A 20569-nucleotide genomic window follows, 5' to 3' on the forward strand; every position below is an offset into this window, starting at 1 on the left:
AAACGGGAAGACGGCCGGGGCAGAACGCCCCGCCGGATCGTGGCGCGCCAGTGGATGGCGGCACGGGGAGAGAAGCTGGCGCGCCGTGCCGGAATGGCCGTGCACGCGAAGCCGGCAACCGCCGGCTCGGCTCAACGCATGTTGCGGAACGCTCGGAGAATTGCCGACGCCGCGTCGCTCACGCCGCGACCCCGCTCGCCTGATGCGACACGAGCCGCGCATACGCGCCCTGCCGCGCGATCAGCTCCGCATGCCGCCCGGCCTCGATCACCGCGCCGTGCTCCATCACGAGGATCAGGTCGGCATTGCGCACGGTCGACAGGCGGTGCGCGATGATGATCGACGTGCGCTGCGTCATCAGGTCCTCCAGCGCCGCGCGGATCTGCTGCTCGCTGATCGTGTCGAGGTGCGACGTCGCCTCGTCGAGGATCAGCACCGGCGCATCCTTCAGGAACGCGCGCGCGATCGCCACACGCTGGCGCTGGCCGCCCGACAACTGCACGCCGCGCTCGCCGACGCGCGTCGCGAGCCCGTCCGGCAGCCGCGCGACGAAGTCGCCGAGCGCCGCATGGTCGATCGCGCGCCGCACGTCCGCATCGGATGCGTCGTTCGCGGCGAGCCGGATGTTCGCTTCGAGCGTGTCGTTGAACAGGTAGGTATCCTGCGCAACGAGCGCGATGTGCTGCCGCAGATCGTCGAGCCGCAGGTCGCGCAGGTCGACGCCGCCGAGCGTCACGCGGCCCTGCTGCGGATCCCAGAAGCGCAGCAGCAGGCTCGCGACGGTCGACTTGCCGGCGCCCGACGCGCCCACCAGTGCAACCGTGCTGCCGGGCGGCACGTCGAAGCTCACGCGATCGATCGCGGGCACACCGCGCCCCGGATACGTGAACGACGCCGCGTCGAACCGCACCGCCGGATTGTCGGGCATCGCGTGCGCGCCGTCCGTCACGGTCACGGGCTCCTTCTCCAGCGCGCGCAAGCGGCGCGTCGATGCAATCGTGTCGGCAAGCTGGCGCGCGACCTGGCCGATTTCGGCTACCGGCATGAACGCGGCCACCGCGACCAGCACCAGCAGCGGCACCGACTCGCGCGGGAACCCGCCGCGTGCGCACAACCACGCGCCGAGCGCCGCGACGGCCAGCCCGCCGAGCCCGCTCGCGACTTCCAGCGCGGCGCTTTGCGTCGACAGATCGTCGAGCAGCTTCGCGCGCTGCCGGCGATACGCGTCGACTTCGGCGACGAATGCCGCGCGCCGGCGCGCGATCGCCTGGAATGCGGTGAGTTCCGCGAGCCCCTGGATCGTTTCGGTCAGGTGCGCGCCGAGCTGGCCGAGCGCTTCGCGCGCGCCGGTGCCGAGCCGGTCGACGTCGCGCCGGGCCAGCACCGGCGCGAGCCCGGCCCACAGCAGGAACGGCAGCAGCACGAGCGCGAGCGGCCACGCGATCGACGCGAGCAGCACCAGCACGCCGGCCGGCACGAGCACCGCGACGAACGCGGGCGCCAGCGTATGCGCATAGAAATACTCGACCGTCTCGACGTCCTGCGTCGCGAGCGACACGAGGTCGCCGGAACGGCGGCGCAGCAGCCCGGCCGGCGCGAGGCGTTCGAGCGTCGCGAACAACGCGATGCGCATTTCCGCGAGCAACCGGTACGCCATGTCGTGCGCGAGCCACGATTCGAGCCAGTGCAGCACGGCCGCGACCGGCGCGATCACGAGCAGCGCGGCAACCAACCCGGTGCCGACATGGCCGGTCGGCACCGCGCCGACCACCAGCGCGCCGATCACGCCGACGCCGATGAACGCGAGCACGCGGCCGATCCCGAACAGCACGGTCAGCACGACCTTGCCCTTCCACGGACGCACGAAGCGCAGCAGCGTCTGCAACGTCTCCGGCCAGCCGATCGTCGCCGCGTCGTCGTTCAGCGGCCGCACCTGCGGGCCCGACGACGCGCGCGCGGTCGCGCCGGCCGCCGCCGCGGCGCCGACGGTTTCGGCAACCGCTTCCAGCTGCGGCCCCATCAGCCGCCGATACGGACCGTCGCGCGCGATCAGCGCCGCATGCGTCCCTTCGTCGACGACCTGCCCCTGGTCGAGCACCAGGATGCGATCGGCGCCGATCACGCTGGACAGCCGGTGCGCGAGCACGAGCGTCGTCCGCCCACGCGTGAGCCGGTCGAGTGCCTGCTGGATCAGCGCTTCGTTTTCCGCATCGACCGACGACAACGCCTCGTCGAGCAACAGGATCGGCGCATCGCGCAGCAGCGCGCGAGCAATCGCGATGCGCTGGCGCTGGCCGCCCGACAGCATCAGCCCGCGTTCGTCGATGCGCGTCGCGTAGCCGTCGGGCAGCGCCGAAATGAAATCGTGCGCATTGGCCGCGCGTGCGGCGGCGATCATGTCCGCGTCGCTCGCGTCCGGGCGGCCGAGCCGCAGGTTGTCGGCGACGCTGCCGTCGAACAGCGTCGCATCCTGCGCAACGACCGCGATCATCTCGCGCACCTGGTCCGCATCGAGCGTGCGCACGTCGTGGCCGCCGATCCGGACCGCGCCGCCCTGCGCGTCGTGCTGGCGCAGCAGCAGGCGCACGATGGTCGACTTGCCGGCCCCGCTCGGCCCGACGATCGCGACCGTCTCGCCCTCGCGCACCGTGAAGCTCAGCGCCGCATGCGCATCCGCACGGCGGCCCGGATACGCGAAGCTGACGTCGTCGAACGCGATCTCCGGCCGCAGGCCCGTCACGCGCGGCGCGTCGACCGAACGCGCAGGGTTGCCGGCATCGAGCAGCGCATGGATCGCATTCGCCGCCGACTGGCCGATCATCCCCTGGTGCAGCACCGCGCGCAGGTCGCGCAACGGCCGGAAGATCTCGCTGCCGGCCATCAGCACGATCAGCAGCGCCTCGAGGCTCATGTCGCCGTGCCGCACGCGCCACGCGCCCACCGCGATCGCCGCGGCCGCGCCGAGGCCGGTGCCGAGATCCGTGAAGAGCCGCGTCAGCAGCCCGAGCGCGAGCACCCAGAACGTGCTGTCCGACAGCGCGCGCGCCTTCGCGGCCAGCTTCGCGCCGAACGCGGTGCTCTGCCCGAACGCCTTCAGCGTGGGCAGCCCCTGCACCGCGTCGAGAAACTCCTCGCCGAACGCCTTGAACGCGGCCGAACGCGCGAGCGCCGCGCGCTTGTCGGCGCGATGCACGAGTTGCGGCAGCGCGAGCGTGACGAGCGCCGCGACCAGCAGGATCGCGGCCGTCGGCACGTCCCACCACGCGAGCACCGCGAAGATCATGATCGGCGCGCACGCGGCGATCACGAGCTGCGGCAGGTAGACGCCGAAGAAGGTCTGCAACTGCTCGACGCCGTCGACGACGGCCAGCATCACGCCGCCCGTGCGTTCGCCGCTGAACCATGCGGGGCCGAGCGCGGCGATCCGGTCGAACAGCCGCGCGCGCAGCGTCGCCTGCACGCGGCCCGCCGTATGCTGCGCGAGCACCGTGCGGCGATGATCGAGCCACGCACGCAGCAGCACGCAAGCCGCCGTTGCAGCGACGGCCTCGCCGATGCCGCGCGCCGGCGCGCCGGAAAACACCAGCGCCAGCACGCGGCCGAGAAACACGAAGCGCAGGATGCCGACACCCATCGCGAGCAGCCCGAGCGCGACGGCCGCCGCGACCCGCCAGCGCAGTCCCGCCATCATTGCCCATAGTCGTCGGTCGAAATACATGCAGCCCTCCGGTCGGTGTTTCGTTGCATTCTTGTTGACCGGATCGAGGCTACCCGCGCCGCCCGCGCGCGGCAAAAGATGATTTTTCAACGGGTGTTGAGTCAACTACAATACCCCGCATGTCGCACCTTCCTCCCCTCAGCGCACTGCGTGCATTCGAGGCGGCCGTCCGCCTCGGCGGGTTCGCGCGCGCGGCGGCCGAGCTGAACGTGTCGACCAGCGCGGTCAGCCACCAGATCCGTTCGCTCGAGGAATCGCTCGGCGCGCGGCTGCTCGAACGCAGCACGGGGCTCGGCGGCATCAGCCTCACGCCGGCCGGTGCGCGTCTGCTGCCGGCCGTCGGCGATGCGCTGTCGCGTCTCACCGACGCGTGCGCCGAGATTCGCGGCACCGCACAACGGCTCACCGTATCCGCCAACGCGCCGTTTTCGTCGATGTGGCTCGCGCGCCGGCTCGCGGAATTCTCGTCGCTGCATCCCGACACCCCGCTGCATGCGGTCGTGCTCGACGACGAGCCGGATTTCGCGCGCAGCAGCGTCGATCTGGCGATCGTGCACGTGCCCGCGCACCGGCTGCGCGCCGACGACGACGTGTTGATCGGGGAAACCGTGTTTCCGGTCTGCAGCCCCGAACTGTTTCCGTACGCGTCGGAGCACGTCTGCCGCTCGCGGCTGCTGCAGGAAATGCACGAGGACAGCCCCGAGATCGACTGGCGCAACTGGGCGGTGCACTTCGGCTTGCCGGACGACTTCGACACGAAGATCGTCCGCTACAGCAGCTTCAGCCAGGTGATCGGCGCGGCCGTCGGCGGCGCGGGCATCGCGCTCGGCCGCGTGCCGCTGATCGAGCCCGAACTGCGCAGCGGGCGCCTGGTGCCGCTGGTGCCGGGCCTCGCACGCGACGCGTCATGGCGCTTCGTGCTGCGCCGCCATCCGTCGACGCGGCACCGGCTGCTCGATCCGTTGATCGCGTTCCTGCGCAGCGAAGCGGCCGCACCGCCGTTCGTCTCGAAGATCGTTGCGCCCGCATCCAACGACCGTCACGCACGGGACGCGGGCCGCGCCTGACGGGCCGGCCCTGCAAAGGCCGGCTGCGCGTTGCCGGTAGGCGACCGCTTACGGCGTCGCGAAGAACAGCCCGACGACGCACGCCATGCCGCCGAACCACACGAGCGAACGCAGCGACGCCCAGTTCAGCAGGTACATCAGCGCATAGACGATGCGGATCGCGACGAACGCGATCGCGAGCTGGTCGACGCGATGCACGTTCGCGTCGTTGTGCCACGCCACCAGCAGCGCGACCGCGAACAGCGCAAGCGCTTCCCATGAATTCTGATGCGCGGCCTGCGCGCGGGCGCGCCAGCCTTCGAGCTTCGCGAGGTACTCGCGCGGCGCGCAGTTGTCGTAACCCTTGCGGGCCTTGGCGAGAAACGTCATCGGGAACGGCAACATCGCCACGATGAACAGGCACAGCTGGGACGTCGTCATCAAAGTCTCCTCCGTTATGATTACATTGATCAATGACAAGATCGCCGAGAGCTTAGCATTGCATCGTGCCGTTCGCGCACCGGTTTTCTAGACGGGAGACTCGGCCGCGCAGGCCCTTTCGGGCAACGGGCCCGGCCCGCCACGGCACCAAAATTTCCACCAAATCGCCGACAAATACGTTAATTAAAACTGGTCGAACACCAATAAGATAGCGCTCAACACTGGCTTGGCGCGCCACCGCGCCCGGCCAGCCGTTTCCCCCCGCGCCGCCGCGCGCCGAACGACATCCGACACGAGCCCTTGCCATGCCCCGTCCCATCGTCGCCCATATCCGCCCGGACGCCGTCCGCCACAACCTCGACTTCATCCGCCGCACCGCCGCGCAATCGCGCGTGTGGGCCGTGATCAAGGCCAACGCGTACGGCCACGGCATCGAACGGATCTACCCGGGGCTCCCGGCCGCCGACGGCATCGCGCTGCTCGATCTCGACGAGGCCGTGCGCGTGCGCGAGCTCGGCTGGGACAAGCCCGTGCTGCTGCTCGAAGGGATCTTCGAGCCGGCCGACGTCGAGCTGGCCGATCGCCACCGGCTGACGGTCGCCGTGCACTGCGACGAACAGCTCGACCTGCTGATCGCCGCGCAGCCGCGGCAGCCGATCGACATCCAGCTGAAGATGAATTCCGGCATGAACCGGCTCGGCTATCGGCCGGCCGCGTTCCGCGCCGCGTGGGAACGCGCGGCGAGTGCGCCGTCGATCGGCAAGATCACGCTGATGATGCATTTCGCGAACGCCGACGAAGGCGAGGTCGACTGGCAACTCGAACAGTTCGATGCGACCACGGCCGGGATTCCGGGCGAGCGCTCGGTGTCGAATTCGGCGGCCGTGCTGTGGCATCCGCGCGCGCACCGCGACTGGGTGCGGCCCGGCACGATCCTGTACGGCGCTTCGCCGACCGGCGCGGCGCGGGATATCGCCGACACGCCGCTGATGGCCGCGATGACGCTGACCAGCAAGATCATCGGCGTGCAGACGCTCGCGCCCGACGAAACGGTCGGCTACGGCCGCCGCTTCACGGCCGACCGGCCGATGCGGATCGGCGTCGTCGCATGCGGCTATGCGGACGGCTATCCGCGCCACGCGCCGACCGGCACGCCGATCGCGGTGGACGGCGTGCTGACGCGCGTCATCGGCCGCGTGTCGATGGACATGCTGACGGTCGACCTGACACCGTGCCCGCACGCGGGCATCGGCTCGAGCGTCGAGCTATGGGGCGACCAGGTGAAGGTGGACGACGTCGCGGAAGCCAGCGGCACGATCGGCTACGAGCTGATGTGCGCGCTCGCGCGCCGCGTGCCGGTGGTGATCGTGCCGCCCGGCGCGTCGAGCGTGCAGCCGGCGCTGCGGACGGGGAGCTACGGGCGTTGAGCGGCGGCGATTCGGCGGTGCGGCGATTCGGCAGTCCATAACCGCGTCGCCGCGCAAGCCGTGCTTCCTGCTTGCGGGCCACCACGGGTGGCCCGTCTGCTTTGCAGCGAACCGCCCACGCGTACCGGCAACGAAGCGATAAGTCGTTACGCAACGTCAGGTGCCGAAGCGCTTCCTGCCCGCCTCCGTCAACGCATCACGAACGCCACGTCGGCTTGCGTTTCTCGAGGAACGCGTCGATCCCCTCGCCCGCATCCTCTTCCATCATGTTGCGTGCCATCACGTCGCCCGCGTACGCATACGCGTCGTCGAGCGGCAACTCGCGCTGACGATAGAACATCTGCTTGCCGACCCGCACCGCGGCCGGGCTCTTCGCGACGATCTCCGCGACCTTGCGCGCGACGGCCGCATCGAGCGCGTCCTCGGGCACGGCTTCGTTGACGAGCCCCCACGCGGCGGCCGTCGCCGCATCGACGAAGCGCCCGGTCACCAGCATGTCGAACGCGCGCTTGGCCGTGACGTTGCGGCTCAACGCGACGGCCGGCGTCGAGCAGAACAGCCCGACGTTGATGCCCGACACCGCGAAGCGCGCGGTATCGGCCGCGATCGCGAGGTCGCATGCCGCGACGAGCTGGCAGCCGGCCGCCGTCGCGATGCCGTGCACGCGCGCGATCACCGGCACCGGCAATGCGCGCATCGCGAGCATCACGCGGCTGCACTGCGCGAACAGCGTGCGGTAGTAGTCGAGTTCGGGCTTGCTGCGCATCTGGCGCAAGTCGTGGCCGGCGCAGAACGCCTTGCCTTCGGCGGCCAGCACGACGCAGCGCACGTGCGGATCGGCGGCCAGCGTATCGAATGCATCGTGCAGCGCCGAAAGCATCGCTTCGGACAACGCGTTGAACTGCTGCGGGCGATTCAGGCGCAGCGTGACGACGCCGTCGCGCGTGTCGCGCAGCAGGATCGGCTCGGCTGTCTCTTGAATGGGTTCCATGGTGTTCCGCTCGACGGGGTTCGGCAGGATTCGATGCGGCGCGAATGGATGAAACTCGGGTCGCCCGTTCGCGGCATCGTTCACGAAATGGTCCTCCACATTCCGCACGGCGTCCAGCCGCGGCGCCGCACGCGCACGTGCGGCGGCGTGCCGGCCATTGCGCAACGACCATGCCGCGCGCATCAAGCGTCAACGGCCCCGCTGCGCGGCTTCCGCGCGGCCTGCCGTCCTCGCGGCCAGCGCGGCAATCGCGTAGGCGACACACCCGAGCGCCGCGACCGCCCACAGCGCATCGGTCAGATCCGGCAACAGGATCGTCGCGGCGCCTGCGACGGCCACGCCGAGCAGGCTGCCGGCCTGCCGCGCCGCGTTGAGGAACCCGGACGCCACGCCCGCCGCGTCGGCAGGCACCTGTTCGAGCACCGTCGCGATCATCGGCGCGACCGACAGCGCGGTCCCGGTGCCGAAGGCGGCCATGGCCGTCCAGACCGCCGGCCACGGCGCATGCAGCGCAAACGCCAGCGCGATCGCCGGAATGGCCAGCGCCGCCATCGCGAGGCCGTTCGCCATCAGCGTGACCGGACGAACGCGGCCATGCAGTTTCCCCGACAGCAGATTGCCGAGCGACAGACTCAGCGCGAACGGCAACAGCGTCAGCCCGATCTGCCGCGCGCTCATGCCGAAGCGCCCGTGCAGGTACAAGCTCAGCACGAACAGCAGCCCGAAGTAGCCGACATAGACGAGGCTGCCCATCAGGTTCATCGCGACGAACACGCGATTGCGAAACCACGCGAGCGGCACCATCGGATGACGAGCACGCCGCTCGACGACGACCAGCACGGCGGCCGCGAGCGCGGCGATCAACAGCGCGGCACGGACCTCCGTGGCGCCCGCGCCGCGCGTCGGCAATTCGATCACCGCGAAACACAGCGCGCCGAGCGCCGCCGCCCCGATGCACTGGCCGGCCCAGTCGAAGTGGCGCACGTCCCGCGCGACCGATGCCCGCACGAGCGCCGCCGCGCCGGCAAAGGCGACCGCGCCGGTCGGCACGTTGATCAGGAACGCGCTGCGCCAGCCGAAATCGTCGACCAGGATCCCGCCCAGCACCGGCCCCACGGCGACCGCGACCGACGCGATGCCGGCCCACACCGCGATCGCCCGCGCGCGCTCGGCCGGCACGTCGAAGGTGCTGCGCACGATCGCGAGCGACGCGGGCAGGAACAGCGCGGCGCCCATGCCCTGCACGAAGCGCGCGACCACGAGGATCGCCACCGACGACGCGACGCCGCACGCCGCCGATGCGCCGACGAACAACGCCAGCCCGGCGAGATACACGTGCTTCGCGCCGAACCGGTCGGACAGCGCGCCGCCCGCGAGGATCAGCGCGGCGAAGCTGAGCGTATACGCATCGACGATCCACGCGAGTTCCGCGACCGTCGCGCCGAGGCTCGTGCGCATCGCCGGCAGCGCCACGTTGACGATCGTCGAATCGAGTACCGCCATGAACATGCCGACGGCGACGAGCGCCAGCGTCAGGCGCTGCTCGCGCGCCGTCGCGCGGCTTGGCGCCGCGAGCGCGACGGGGGAAACGGGGACGGAAACGGATGGGCAATCGGACATGACACCTCCACGCAGATGCCGGGAGTCTAGGACCGGGCGTGCGATGCGGAAAAGTGATAATTTCGCATCTGCCTGATGCAGATTTGCATCACCCGTTCCCGCTCGTCGCCGCCTGCCCGATGACACAATCCATTCGTATGAACTGGGACAACGCCCGCTTCTTCCTCGCATTGGCGCGCACCGGCACGCTGCGCGGCGCCGCGGCGCAGTTGAACGTCGACCAGGCGACGGTCGGACGCCGGATCGCCGCGCTCGAGGACGAGCTATCGGCCCGGCTGTTTCTCCGCACGCCGTCCCTCTACGTGCTGACGACCGCAGGCGAAGCGCTGCTCGAACCGGCCGAAACGATGGAGCGCGCATCGCTCACGATCGAGCGCCGCGTGATGGGGCTCGACGAGCAACTGGCCGGGTCCGTGCGCATCGCGACGACCGACACGCTCGGCAAGCGCTTCGTCGTGCCCGCGATCGCCAACTTGCGGCGCAGGCATGCCGGCATCGACGTCGTGTGCGTGACGTCGGCGCAAATCACCAACCTCACGCGCCGCGAAGCGGATCTCGCGATCCGCACGTTGCGGCCGGAATCGCCGGACCTGATCGTCAGGCGGCTCGGGCATCTCGAAACGGGCATCTATGCGTCGCGCCGCTATCTGGCCGAACGGGGCGAACCGGTCGCGGGCAGCGCGTTCGACGGGCACGATCTGGTGATGTATCAGCAGCCGGTGGTGCCGACGATGTGGGATGCGCTGTGCGGCGAGCCGACGTCGCGCGGCCGCGTGATGTTCCAGACGTCGTCGACGATGATGCTGGTGGAGGCCGCGCTGGCGGGGCTCGGCATTGCGGAGCTGCCGTGCTTTCGCGCCGACACCGAGCCGGAGCTGGTGCGGCTCATGGCGCCGCGGTGCAATCATTTCGACGTGTGGCTCGTCGCCCATGCCGATCTCTACAAGACCGCGCGCGTGCAGGCGGTGATCGAAGCCGTCGTCGACGAATTCGCGACGGCGGCGGCGGGCCGGTAGCAGGCTTCCGGGCGTCGGGCCTGCGCGTCAGCGCGCGGCCGTGTTCCGCGCGCTACGCCAGGTACGCACCCCCGACCGCAACTGGGCGGCGCCGACGGCGAAAAAGACCGCCCCCATCGCGCCGATTGCCAGCACGCCACCCCAGATCGCGCCGAACGTATTCAGCCGCGCGGTCATCTTCGGCGCGTCCGGCGCATAGCGCACCTCCACCGTCGCGCCGTCCTGCACGCTGACGTCGCCGCCCTGCGCATATTCGACCTGCTCGCCCGCGAGCGTCGTGAACGCGATCTCCGGATGATGCGGGCCCGCGTTCAGCTTGACGACGCGCCCCGGCACGACGACCGACGTTCGCAGGAATTCGCGCGTCGACTGCGCGTACAGCGCGACGCCGATCAGCATGCACGTGCCCACGACGGTAAAAACGACGCCCTTCGCGATCTGCATTTCCGTGTGCCGTGCAGCAGGTCGCCCGTATTCGGATGCCATCGGCTCGTTCCGCTCCTGATGTTCGTGAATGCCGGGCGTGCGGCGCATGATGCGCCACCACGCCGCCCTCGGCATCCGGCAGGACACGGACATCCCGGTGCGCTGTAAATTGCGCGCGCAACCGTTCGACGGCCCGCCGGCGCGTCAGCCCGCGAGCTTCTTCAGCGCGTCGAGCACCGCGTCGCCCTTGAACGGCTTCACGATCCAGCCCTTCACGCCGGCGGCCTTGCCGCGCTCCTTCATCGCCGGGCTGCTTTCGGTCGTCAGCATCACGACGTTGACCGCCGTGTTCGCCAGTTCGCCGCGAATCTTCTCGACCATCGTCAGGCCGTCCATGTTCGGCATGTTCACGTCGCTGATCACGAGGCGCACGCCGGGCGTCGCCTTGAGCTTCGCGAGCCCGTCCTTGCCGTCGACGGCCGTCGCGACGTCGAGCCCGTGATTGCGCAGGAAGCCTGCGACTTCGTCGCGCACCGTGCCCGAATCGTCGACCACCAGAATCTTTGCCATGTCGTATTCCCCTTTCGTCGTTGCTGACTTCAACATTCAAAACAGTTCGAGTTCGCCCGCCTCGACCATCGGCCCGACGTCCTGCACCGATTCGCGGAAATCCTCCGGCGACCAGCTCAGGCTGAACACGAAACGCTGGTCGAGACAGACCGAGCGCCCCGAGGCCGGATCGGTCATCCGGTACTTGAAGCAGAGCTGCGGACAGTCGCCGCCGAACGAGATGAACTTCTGCTTGTGATTGACGACAAGCGGCACCTGCACCGGGTGGCGCGCGAGTGCCTCGGCGTCGCCGAGATAGCGGTTCTTGAACGCGCCCCACACGAGGTTGGTCAGCTCGCCGAGCACGCTGTTCACATCACGGAAATCCGGCGCGCGGCCGCTGTCGCGCGTGCCGCCGAGCATGTCGAGCAGCGGCTGCTCGCTCGTCTGCAACAGCATGTAGCCGCGGCACCACGCGCTTTCGAGCGCGATCAGGCTGAACACCTCGCCGAAGATGATCTGGTCGCGAACGATGCACGGCGTGTCATGCTCGATCGTCATGCCGGGGAACAGGCTGTCGATGCGCGCCTCGGTGATCTCCGAGATGCCGCGCACGAGCGCGTTCGGGTAGTCGCGGCCGAACAGGTATTCGTCGATCGCGCGCTCGAGCGGCGTCATGTCGTCGGCGACGTAGGCCGCGCACGCGACACGGGCGAGCGCATCGGGCAGCCCGTCGCGCGACGCGAGCGATTCGCGGCGCAGGATGATCGGCAGCTCGGGACGCAGCGCGTCGATCTGCGTCGCGATGATCGCGCTCTCGGCCGGCGAGCCGCCGTAATCCTCGGCCAGCAGGATCGCGCCGAGGTCGATGTTCGAGCGCAGCACCTTCAGCAGCCGGCTGCGCCGCACGGTCAGGCCGACCAGGTTGTGCGCGTCGCAGAAGCGCTTGATCGCGTCGGCGTGCACGCGGCTGTCGTCGAGGACGAGCACCTTGCTGACGGGTTGGTCTTCGGTCATCTGATGGATTCCTGATGGTCGGTCAGAACAGCTCGAGCTCGCCGCCGGTGTCCACCGTGGCCGTTTCCGGCACGTGGAAATCGACCGGCGCGTTCGCGCACACGCACAGCGTCGCGCCGATCCGCACGTCGCCGTCGAGCGTCAGGTCGTATGCGGCCACGTAATCGGGCGAGAGCGCACGCATGGAGTCGATGCTCGCGCCGCTCAGCAGGTAAGGCGTCGACATCCCGAGATCGGGAAACGGCGTGGTCAGCGCCTGGTTGATCGCACCGCAACACAGGTTCGCGACTTCCATGAATGCGTCGGTCAGCGGCCGCTGGCTGCTCGTGCCCGCCGTCGCGCCGGCGAAATGGCGGCGCGTCGCGTCGTCGTCGCTGAAGCGCAGCGCGAGCAGCAGGCGGAAATGCAGCGCCGAGATCGTCAGCACGACCACATGTTCGGGCACCTTCGGCGTCGATCGCGACTTCGCGTGCACACCATCGGGCGCGTCGTGTTCGTGGCCGGCCGCCGGCCGGATGTCGCACGCGCCGCCGGCGGCGAGCCGCGTGCGCGCGGCATCGAAAAAGATCCGCTCGAAACCGGCACTCGCCCGTGCGCTGATCACGCGGCCGCTCCTTCGATCCGCGCGTGCAGTTGCCCGGCCAGCGTCTCGACGGTCGCGAGCGCGGCCGTGATCATCTTGCCGCCGGCCTGGATGTCCTGGAACGTCGCGGCCGTCACGAGATCGTTGCGGTTCAGGCTGTCGCGATAGCTGTTCGACAGTTGTTGCGAGCGCGCGGCCAGCCCGCGCACCTCGCTCGCGACGATCGAGAAACCGCGCCCGGCCGTGCCCGCGCGCGCGGCCTCGATCGACGCGTTCAGCGACACGATCGACACGTGCGCGACGATCGCCGACAGTTCCTGGTTCTTCGCGCGCATGTCCTGGTTCTGCGTGGTCAGCGAGATCATCTGCTCGTGCCAGCGCTCGAACGTGCCGGCCAGGCCGCGCAGGCGCGCGGCTTCGTCGGCGATCTTCATCGCGTGCTGCGCGAGCGCCGCGCGGTCGGCCGACAGCGCCTGCAACGCGTCGCGCTGCGCGCCGTTCGCGGATGCCTCGCGCGTCAGCGCCGCCTCGAGCTGCGCCTCGCGTTGCGCCCACGCGTCGGCCGCTTCCGCATGCGCGGACGCCGCTTCTTCCGCCCGCGCATCGGCCGCGCGGAGCGCATCGCGCAACGCGTGCGCGTCGCGCTCCAGCGACGCGACGAGCCGTTGGCGCATCACGCGAAACGCGATCGCCGCCGCCACCGCGACAATCACGCCGCCCGCCAGCGCGGCGGCCATCTGAGTCATCCACGCCTGCACGATCACGCCGTCACTCCGCTGCGTCGATATCCGCGACGCGCGCCCGCTGCGCGTGCCCCGTGCCGTGTGCGGCACCACCGCCATCCGCCGCGAAACGCGCCGGCAGCGACACGATCGTCTCGAACGCGCGATACGGCGCCCCGACGCGATCGTCGGTGAAGCGCAGCGCGATATCGCCGCCGTCGCGCTTCAGGAAATTGCGCACCGCGTCCATCCCGACGCCGCGCCCCGATACTTCGGTCACCGTCTGCGCGGTCGAGAAGCCCGGCCGGAAGATCAGCTCGGCGACATCCTCGTCGGACAGCGCCGCTTCGCTCGCGGCATCGATCCAGCCGCGCTCGCGCGCGATGCCGCGAATCCGGTCGAGCGCGAGACCGCGGCCGTCGTCGCCGAGCACGAACCACAGTTCGCCGCCGCCCACGCCGACCGCGATGTCGATCGTGCCGGACGCCGGCTTGCCGGCCGCGCGCCGCGCGTCGGACGATTCGATCCCGTGGTCGATCGCATTGCGCAGCAGGTGCATGAACACGTTCTTCAGCGTCGCGACGATCTCGCTGCGCACGCGCTGGCCGTGGCTGTCGATATGCACGACGGGCGCCGGCTTGCCGAGCTCGGCCGCGAGCGACGGCAGCGATTCGATCACGCCGCCGAGCGCGTCGCCGATCCCTTGCGTGCCGAGCTGGCTCAGCATGCGCCGCACCGCGTCGCGCGCCGCGTGCCAGTCGGACGCGTTGGCCGGATCGGCGCCGTCGAGCACGCGCAGGCTCTCGCTGATGTGCGCGCGCTCGACCATCAGGAAGTCGGCGCCATTCGGTGCCGGCTCGCCGCTGCGGCCGAGCGTGACCGCGTTGATCGTCGCGTAGTGGTCGACGGCTTCGCGCACGCGCGCCAGGTCGTCCATCAGCGCGTCGCGGTTCCACTCGGGGCCGCTGTCCGCGCGGCGCAGCGAATCGTACGCCTGCTCCGCCTCGTGGACGATGTTCGTCAGGTGCTGCAGGCTGTAGGTGCGCGCGTTGCCCTTGATCGTGTGCATGTTGCGGAACAGCGCGGCGACGATCGAGTGATCGGCGCGCTCGTGCTGGCGGATCATCCGCTCGTTCTCGCTGAGGAAACCCTTCGCGCTGTGCACGAAGTCGTGGAACTTGTCCTGGCTGATCGACAGAATCTCGCCGATCATCTCGAGGCGGCGCTGCTGTTCGCCGGCCTGCGCTGTCAGCTCGCGGATCTCGGTCACGTCGCGCACGCACAGCATCAGGCGCACCACGGTGTCGGTCTCGTCGGTGATCGCCGACCAGCTCAGGTCGAGCCACTTCTCGCGGCCGTCCGGCATCCGCTTCGCGACTTCGTTGACGAGCAGGTGTTCGTTGAACTCGAAGTTCATGCTGTCCTCGCCGAGGCACGCATGCACGGCCGCGTCGACCTGCGAGCGCGCGTCCGCGCCGATCGCCGAATCGTCGAACACGAGCGCCATCAGCTCGCGGCCGGCGATGTCGTTCGTCTCGAAGATGGTTTCGAGGTACGCCGAATATTCCGCATGCACGACGCCCCCCTCGACGACGGTCAGGATGCCCTGCTGCATGTTCTGCAGCATCGCCTGAATGTCGGCCGTCTTCTGCTTCAGTTGCGCGGCATTCTCCTGGATCTTCTCGATCATCCCGTTGAACGCGACGATCGAATGGCCGATTTCGTCCATGCGGCCCACCGGCACGCGGCGCGTGAAATCCTGGCTCGTCGCGATCTCGCTCATCGCCGTCTGCATCCCGATCAACGGGCGCGTGATCTGGCGATACAGCACGAAGCCGAGCGCGGTCAGCAGCACGATCACCGTGCCGGCGACGCCCGCGATCGCGGTCGCCGTGGTCGCGAGCATCCCGTTCAGCGCGCCGATCGCGTCGTCCTTCTGGCGGTTCTTCTCGACGCGCAGCGTGTCGACGATGCTTTCGAGTTCGTCGCGATACTGCGCGACGTTCGCGAACAGGTAGGCCTGCGCCATCTCGGCCTTGCCGTCCGTCTTCATCTTCACGGTGTCGTCGATCGCCGCGAAATAGTTCGCGGCGCTGTCCTTCGCCTGTGCGACGAGCCCTTCCTGCGCGCGGCCGACCGCCGATTTCGCCTGCGCGTCGAGCGCGGCGCGCAGCGCGGCCTGCTTCGCCTTCAGCTCGTCGCGCGCCTGCGCGGCGGTGTTCGCGTCGGGGGCGTAGACGAGCGTCATCGTCGCGATCTGGATGTTCTTCACGTCGGCGACGAGATCCGCCGACGCGAGCGCGCTCGGCACGATTCCCTGGGTGACCTGACGCACCTCGGATGCGCTCTTGCGCGTCTGGTACACGGCATAGATGCCGATCGCGGACAGCGCGAAGAACGTCAGGACGACTAGCAGCGTAATGCGATGACGGATGGTCATGAACACGGCTCCCCGCGGCGATCGGATTTCGATCGCCCTTTGGTCTATTGAAAGAATGTGAGCGCCGAATTATCGGGGATGGTGTATGACTGTCCGATGACCGAAAATCAATCGTTCATTGAGGAAATTGCAATGATTAATTGCAGTGAGAAAAGGCTAAAGTTCTTATTGGACTGGCCGTTAACTGCTGGCCTGGGCGTCCCGTGCGGCTTGCCCGGCGACCTCGGCAAATCGGATCTGGATATTCATTCTTTAATTTCTCGATCCGACCATTCAATCCGGTGGAATACCGGTAAAACGTTTGCGCATTCGCTTTGCTGCCGCAACGTCAAATGCATCCGCTCTCGTCTGAAATCGCGGGTCGCGACGCGAGCGCGTTTTCAAACTCCGGGTCTATTGGTCCGATCAGAGGTGCCAGCCACGCCCACTGCTCCGGCGCCGGCTCGTTCACGCTCACTGCGCTGCGACGAGGTTCATGGGAACTGCGAGCGCCGAATCTCGCGTCCTTGGGAAGCCGTTCACCTTTGGCATCGTCGGCTTCAAATCTTTTCGTCGAATTCATGGGATCTCCCGGTGTGTCGGTGGTCGCACCCGATTCTGACAAAAAACTTTCAAGCCGGTCAATTCATTCCTAGTGAGAAAGAATCAATCGCAATCCGGCGATTCACCTCACCCCCCGGGCGTTCTAGACTGTCGGATCACTCCCCCAACCGGACCCATGCAATGACCGACGTCCTGCCGTTGACCACCGAACCCGAATCCGGCCTTCGATACCTGCTGCGTCCGGCCACCGGCCGCCCCGCCGCCCGCCTGTTGCTGCTGCACGGCGTCGGCGGGAACGAGACCAACCTGTTGAACGTGGCCGACGTGATCGATCCGCGCATCGAAATCGCGTTCCTGCGCGGCCCGCTCACGTTCGGGCCCAATCAACATGCGTGGTTTCCGGTGCGTTTCGGCCCGAACGGCCCTGAAATCGATGCGGCGCGGGCAGACGAGAGCCGCGTGCAACTGCTCACGCTGCTGCATGCGCTCCGCGCGCAGGATGGCGCGGCCCCCGCGTTGCCGACCGTGATCGCCGGCTTCAGCCAGGGCGGCATCATGAGCGCGAGCGTGGGCCTCACGTCGCCGGGCGACGTCAGCGCGTTCGCCGTGCTGTGCGGCCGTATCCTGCCGGAAATCGATCCGCTGATCGCGCCGCACGATGCATTGAGCACGCTGCACGCGCTGGTGATGCACGGCCGCTTCGACGACAAGTTGCCCGTCGCGTGGGCGGACACGGCCGACGCGAAGCTGACGGCGCTCGGCGTCGCGCACGACACGCGGCTGTACGGCGCCGGCCATGAGCTGACCGCGCAGATGGCCGGCGATTTCGGCCGATGGGTCGGCGAGCGCGCCGGGTTGAACTGACCGAATGTGAACCGAACTTGAACCGAACGCACCGGGGGCGCCGGCCCGCGAACGGACCGGCGCCCCCGGTGCATGGACGTCACGCGTTCTGCGCGGGATCCGCAACACCACGCACGGATGCGGGCATCGCCGCCGCCCGCTCGCGCTCGGCGCCACGTTTCGCGAGCTTCCAGCCGATCACCAGCGCGAGCACGACGACGGGGATCATCGCGATGGTCCACGTGCCGCCCGGGTAGTCGAATGCCATCAGCACCAGCACGCCGACCAGGAACGCGAGCGTGAGCCATGACGTGAACGGCGCGCCGGGCATCCGGAACGACACGGCCTTCATCTCGCCGCGATCGACCGCGCGGCGGAACAGGATCTGGCACATCACGATGAAGCCCCACGTCGTGATGATCCCGAGCGACGCCATGTTCAGCACGATCTCGAACGCCTGGGCCGGCACGATGTAGTTCAGCGGCACGCCGATCGCATTGATCGCGACCGTGATCAGGATCCCGCCGTACGGCACGCCGCGCGCGTTCATCCGCGACACGAAACGCGGCGCCGAGCCGCCCATCGCGAGCGAGCGCAGCACGCGGCCCGTCGAATAGAGGCCGGAATTCAGGCTCGACAGCGCGGCCGTCAGCACCACGACGTTCATCACGGTGCCGACGTACGGCACGCCGAGCTTGCTGAAGAACGTGACGAACGGGCTTTCGTGCGAGCTGTACGCGGTCCACGGCAGCAGCATCGTCAGCAGCACGACCGAGCCGACGTAGAACAGCGCGATGCGCCACATCACGCTGTTGATCGCCTTCGGCAGCACCTTGCGCGCGTCGGCGGTCTCGCCCGCCGCGACGCCGACGAGCTCGATGCTCGCATACGCGAACACGACGCCCTGCACGATCAGCACGGCCGGCAGGATCCCGTGCGGGAAGATCCCGCCGTGATCCGCGACGAGATGCAGCCCCGTCATCTGCCCGCCCACCGGATGGCCGCTCGCGAGGAACACGGCGCCGACCGCGAGAAACACCGCGAGCGTGCCGACCTTGACGAGCGAGAACCAGAACTCCATCTCGCCGAACACCTTCACGCCGATCATGTTCATCACCGACACGATTCCGAGCGCGCCGAGCGCGAACACCCACTGCGGCACGTCGGTGAACACGGCCCAGTACTTCATGTAGATCGCGACCGCGGTGATGTCGACGATGCCGGTCGTCGCCCAGTTCAGGTAGTACATCCAGCCCGCGACGAACGACGCGCGCTCGCCCATGAACTCCCGTGCGTACGACACGAAGCTGCCGCTGGTCGGCCGGTGCATCACGAGCTCGCCGAGCGCGCGCATGATCAGGAACGCGAACACGCCGCACACGAGATAGACAAGCGCGAGCGCCGGCCCCGCGCTTTGCAGGCGGCCGCCCGCGCCGAGAAAGAGGCCGGTGCCGATCGCACCGCCCATCGCGATCATCTGCACGTGCCGCGGCTTCAACTGCTTCGCGTAGCCGGCTTCGTGCGACGCGAACATCGCATCGGGATCGGCATGCGCGGCATCCGCGCCGCCGGCCGGACCGGCCGGGCGCTCGCTGGGGTGTGTCATCGTGAGTCTCCGTTGTTTGTTGATGTGTCGCGCCCCGCTCCGGGGGCGCTTTCGGTACGGCCGCGAACGGCCCGACGTCAGAACGCGCGCGGCCGGATCAGCGCTTCGGGCTGCAACGCTTCGTCGAGTTGCGCCTCGGTCATCAGTTCGCGCGCCAGCACGACCTCGCGGATCGACTTGCCGGTCGCATGCGCTTCGGCGGCCACGGCGGTCGCGCGCTTGTAGCCGATGTACGGATTCAGCGCGGTCGCGAGCGCGACCGAGCGCTCCATCGTTTCGCGCAGCCGTTCCGGATTCGCGGTGATGCCGCTCACGCATCGCTGCGCGAGCGTCGTGCACGCGGCCGTCAAGTGGCTGAAGCTGCGGAACAGCGCGCTCGCGATCACCGGTTCGAACGCGTTGAGCTGAAGCTGGCCGGCCTCGGCCGCGAAGGTGATGGTCACGTCGTTGCCGAACACCTCGAACGCAACCTGGTTGACCACTTCCGGGATCACCGGATTGACCTTGCCGGGCATGATCGACGAACCGGCCTGCACAGGCGGCAGGTTGATCTCGCCGAAGCCGGCGCGCGGGCCGCTCGACAGCAGCCGCAGGTCGTTGCAGATCTTCGACAGCTTCACGGCGATCCGCTTGAGCACGCCCGACACCTGGACGAACGCGCCGCAATCCTGCGTCGCCTCGATCAGGTTCGGCGCGGTGCTCAGGTCGAGCCCGGTGATGCGGCGCAGCGCGGCCAACGCCTTCTCCGCGTACTGCGGGTGCGCGGTGATGCCCGTGCCGATCGCGGTCGCGCCGAGGTTGATCTCGCGAATCAGCCAGCCGGCTTCCTGCAGCCGCGCGATGTCTTCCGTCAGCATCACCGCGTAGGTCGAGAATTCCTGGCCGAGCGTCATCGGCACCGCGTCCTGCAACTGCGTGCGGCCGAGCTTCAGCAAGCCGGCGAACGCGTCGGCGCGCTCCGCGAACGCATCGCGCAGCCGCGCCATCGCTTCGAGCAGGTGCTCGACCGCGAAGCACGTCGCGATCCGGATCGCGGTCGGATAGACGTCGTTGGTGCTCTGCGCGAGATTGACGTGCTCGTTCGGATGCAGGTATTCGTACTGCCCGCGCGCGTGGCCCATGATTTCGAGCGCGCGATTGCAGATCACCTCGTTCGCGTTCATGTTGGTCGACGTGCCGGCGCCGCCCTGGATGATGTCGACGACGAACTGGTCGTGCAGCCGCCCTTCGCGGATCTCGACGCACGCGGCGGCGATCGCATCGCGGTACGGCCGCGGCAGCAGCCCGAGTTCGCAATTGGCGTCGGCCGCCGCTTCCTTCACGGACGCGAGCGCCATCACGAGGTACGGCAGCGACGCGATGGTGCGGCCGGAAATGTCGAAATTCTCTTTCGCGCGCAGCGTGTGGACACCGTAATAGGCGGTATCCGGAATGCTTCGTTTCCCTAAAAGATCCGCTTCGACGCGGAAGCCGTGCTCTGCCATCGTGCCCTCCTGAAATGTCTCGTGCCGCTCGCCGGCCGCCGCTTGCCGACGCGACGGGTTCGCATTCTATGCCTTTGCAAAAACAAGCTCGCTTCTG

At 68.8% G+C, this 20569-nt stretch carries 17 protein-coding genes; 4 read left to right on the plus strand and 13 right to left on the minus strand.

All coding sequences use genetic code 11. The features are described from left to right. Positions 1 to 178: 178 nt before the first annotated feature. Entirely contained in the window at positions 179 to 3718 is a 3540-nt protein-coding gene (locus tag HWX14_RS14165; protein ID WP_175883281.1) for an ABC transporter ATP-binding protein, read from the minus strand. A 119-nt stretch (positions 3719 to 3837) separates the two neighbouring features. Between HWX14_RS14165 and HWX14_RS14170 the strand changes: the two genes are divergently transcribed. Next, positions 3838 to 4785, plus strand: a complete 948-nt coding sequence (locus tag HWX14_RS14170) for a LysR family transcriptional regulator (protein ID WP_175883282.1) — start codon at positions 3838 to 3840, stop codon at positions 4783 to 4785. A gap of 48 nt (positions 4786 to 4833) precedes the next feature. Here HWX14_RS14170 and HWX14_RS14175 read toward each other — a convergent pair whose 3' ends face one another. Beyond that, entirely contained in the window at positions 4834 to 5205 is a 372-nt protein-coding gene (locus HWX14_RS14175; RefSeq protein ID WP_175883283.1) for an MAPEG family protein, read from the minus strand. A 305-nt stretch (positions 5206 to 5510) separates the two neighbouring features. Between HWX14_RS14175 and alr the strand changes: the two genes are divergently transcribed. Further along, positions 5511 to 6632, plus strand: coding sequence for an alanine racemase (gene alr, locus HWX14_RS14180; protein ID WP_175883284.1), 1122 nt, complete (start codon positions 5511 to 5513; stop codon positions 6630 to 6632). Positions 6633 to 6828: 196 nt separating this feature from the next. Here alr and HWX14_RS14185 read toward each other — a convergent pair whose 3' ends face one another. Further along, positions 6829 to 7623, minus strand: a complete 795-nt coding sequence (locus tag HWX14_RS14185) for an enoyl-CoA hydratase (RefSeq protein ID WP_175883285.1) — start codon at positions 7621 to 7623, stop codon at positions 6829 to 6831. Between the two features lie 189 nt (positions 7624 to 7812). Next, positions 7813 to 9243 carry an MFS transporter gene (locus HWX14_RS14190; RefSeq protein WP_175883286.1) on the minus strand — a complete coding sequence of 477 codons (1431 nt, stop codon included), beginning with the start codon at positions 9241 to 9243 and terminating at the stop codon, positions 7813 to 7815. Between the two features lie 137 nt (positions 9244 to 9380). On the opposite strand from HWX14_RS14190, the gene HWX14_RS14195 reads away from it, so the two are divergent. Further along, positions 9381 to 10259, plus strand: a complete 879-nt coding sequence (locus tag HWX14_RS14195) for a LysR family transcriptional regulator (protein WP_175883287.1) — start codon at positions 9381 to 9383, stop codon at positions 10257 to 10259. Positions 10260 to 10286: 27 nt separating this feature from the next. Here the strand turns inward: HWX14_RS14195 and HWX14_RS14200 are convergent, their stop codons facing one another. The 7 genes from HWX14_RS14200 to HWX14_RS14230 all read right to left on the minus strand — a co-directional run bounded on the left by HWX14_RS14200 (position 10287) and on the right by HWX14_RS14230 (position 16558). After that, positions 10287 to 10745: a DUF3592 domain-containing protein gene (locus tag HWX14_RS14200; protein ID WP_175883288.1), complete on the minus strand. Its 459-nt coding sequence runs from the start codon at positions 10743 to 10745 to the stop codon at positions 10287 to 10289. A 144-nt stretch (positions 10746 to 10889) separates the two neighbouring features. Then, positions 10890 to 11255, minus strand: coding sequence for a response regulator (locus tag HWX14_RS14205; RefSeq protein ID WP_006486240.1), 366 nt, complete (start codon positions 11253 to 11255; stop codon positions 10890 to 10892). Between the two features lie 36 nt (positions 11256 to 11291). Continuing rightward, positions 11292 to 12251, minus strand: coding sequence for a chemotaxis protein CheX (locus tag HWX14_RS14210; RefSeq protein WP_175883289.1), 960 nt, complete (start codon positions 12249 to 12251; stop codon positions 11292 to 11294). 22 nt (positions 12252 to 12273) lie between these two features. Further along, on the minus strand, positions 12274 to 12855 hold the full coding sequence (locus HWX14_RS14215) for a hypothetical protein (RefSeq protein WP_175883290.1): 582 nt from the start codon (positions 12853 to 12855) through the stop codon (positions 12274 to 12276). After that, positions 12852 to 13580, minus strand: a complete 729-nt coding sequence (locus HWX14_RS14220; protein WP_175883291.1) for a methyl-accepting chemotaxis protein — start codon at positions 13578 to 13580, stop codon at positions 12852 to 12854. Before HWX14_RS14220 ends, HWX14_RS14215 begins: the two co-directional genes overlap by 4 nt. Before the next feature lie 22 nt (positions 13581 to 13602). Then, complete coding sequence (locus HWX14_RS14225) at positions 13603 to 15996, minus strand: MCP four helix bundle domain-containing protein (protein WP_175883292.1); 2394 nt, start codon at positions 15994 to 15996, stop codon at positions 13603 to 13605. 328 nt (positions 15997 to 16324) lie between these two features. Continuing rightward, the gene (locus HWX14_RS14230) at positions 16325 to 16558 is read right to left on the minus strand and encodes a virulence-associated protein (protein WP_244130218.1); all 234 of its coding nucleotides are present in this window, start codon (positions 16556 to 16558) and stop codon (positions 16325 to 16327) included. A gap of 161 nt (positions 16559 to 16719) precedes the next feature. Here HWX14_RS14230 and HWX14_RS14235 point away from each other — a divergent pair, with 161 nt between their 5' ends. Then, entirely contained in the window at positions 16720 to 17403 is a 684-nt protein-coding gene (locus HWX14_RS14235) for a phospholipase (protein ID WP_175883294.1), read from the plus strand. Positions 17404 to 17482: 79 nt separating this feature from the next. Here the strand turns inward: HWX14_RS14235 and HWX14_RS14240 are convergent, their stop codons facing one another. Together HWX14_RS14240 and aspA are read right to left on the minus strand one after the other, a co-directional pair. After that, positions 17483 to 18988: an amino acid permease gene (locus HWX14_RS14240; RefSeq protein WP_175883295.1), complete on the minus strand. Its 1506-nt coding sequence runs from the start codon at positions 18986 to 18988 to the stop codon at positions 17483 to 17485. A 77-nt stretch (positions 18989 to 19065) separates the two neighbouring features. After that, positions 19066 to 20472, minus strand: a complete 1407-nt coding sequence (gene aspA, locus HWX14_RS14245; RefSeq protein WP_175883296.1) for an aspartate ammonia-lyase — start codon at positions 20470 to 20472, stop codon at positions 19066 to 19068. Positions 20473 to 20569 lie beyond the last annotated feature (97 nt).

The organism is Burkholderia sp. BCC0044 (assembly GCF_902832955.1).
GTDB lineage: Bacteria > Pseudomonadota > Gammaproteobacteria > Burkholderiales > Burkholderiaceae > Burkholderia.